Source organism: Gillisia xinjiangensis (assembly GCF_046298265.1).
In the GTDB taxonomy this organism is placed as follows: domain Bacteria; phylum Bacteroidota; class Bacteroidia; order Flavobacteriales; family Flavobacteriaceae; genus Gillisia; species Gillisia xinjiangensis.
Genome location: NZ_JBKAHK010000024.1, coordinates 1 through 1,044 on the forward strand (window position 1 = coordinate 1; position 1,044 = coordinate 1,044).

The 1,044-nt window shown below is 55.9% G+C and carries 1 protein-coding gene; it reads left to right on the forward strand.

Annotated features, from left to right (window positions below):
• Positions 1-1,044 (forward strand): hypothetical protein (locus ACKGJN_RS16250; RefSeq protein WP_409540615.1); only part of this gene is annotated, 1,044 nt, incomplete at both ends.

The following is a 1,044-nucleotide window of genomic DNA, read 5'->3' on the forward strand; positions in this document are numbered from 1 at the left end:
GCCGTAGAAAGCGCAGTTGGCGGTACTCGTGCCAGCCTTTCTGTCCTCGACGATGACATTGAGACTCTCATCAAAGAAATTCAGGAAGATGGTGAACAAGCAAAGGTGCTCGCCCGCCAGCTGCGGCGCCGTCTAGATGTGCTCGAACCCAAGCTGCGCGTTGCTAGCGAACAGGCGCGGCGCGCATTGGGAAGGCATGCAAAGGGCCGCTTTGCTAAAGTCGTAGAGGAAATTGACCCGCAAATTGCGGCGCTTTCCAAGACACTAGTAACCACCCTTACTAAAGTTGATGCTGCTCTCTCGAAATTTGAGACAGATGTCTCGGACGCCAAGAAGAAGCTCGAAGACGCGCGGGCAAGTATCCGAGAATCGTTCGCGATCCTAGACGAAGCAGTTGCCAATGCGCAGAAAATCGCCAGCTCCGCAATAGGCGGTGTAAAGGCGGCGGCGGCCTCGATATTAGCAGAGCTAAACGCCTGGCCAGACGCATTGCGCTTCCAGGCCTTCCTCGAGATCGAAAGGATCGCTGTTCCGGCGAACTTTCCTCAGAGCGTCGAGAGCGCGGTTGAGAGTGCTCTCGATCCCATCCGGCAAAGCATTGAGCAGGGCGCCGGGGATCTCGGGGCGGCGGCTGATTCGGCGATACGGTCGACTTGCGGGCAGATCTTCGGTGCTCTCGATAGAGAACTTCTCAATGACCCAAAGGAGTTCTTTAAGAGAGAATTACTGAATAATCTCGGCCCGAATGTAGATGAAATGCGCGAGCATCTACAGACCTGGGAGCGCCAGTATGACGATCTCGCAGGGCGCGTGCGAGAGTACTTTGAGCAAGTAAAGGACTCCGAGCTCTATCAGGCAAAGGATGCCGCGATGCGGCTCTATCGCGGCTATGGAAAGGGACCTATTCTGCCGCAGTTAGAGTTCAACCGTGATCGTCTTGCCTACATATTCGATGACACGCGGCAGTCGATTCTGATGTCGCCAGCGGCAGCTATCGTCAACGATGTCGGCGAAGTGCTGAACGCGGTGGGCCTGCGTGTACCG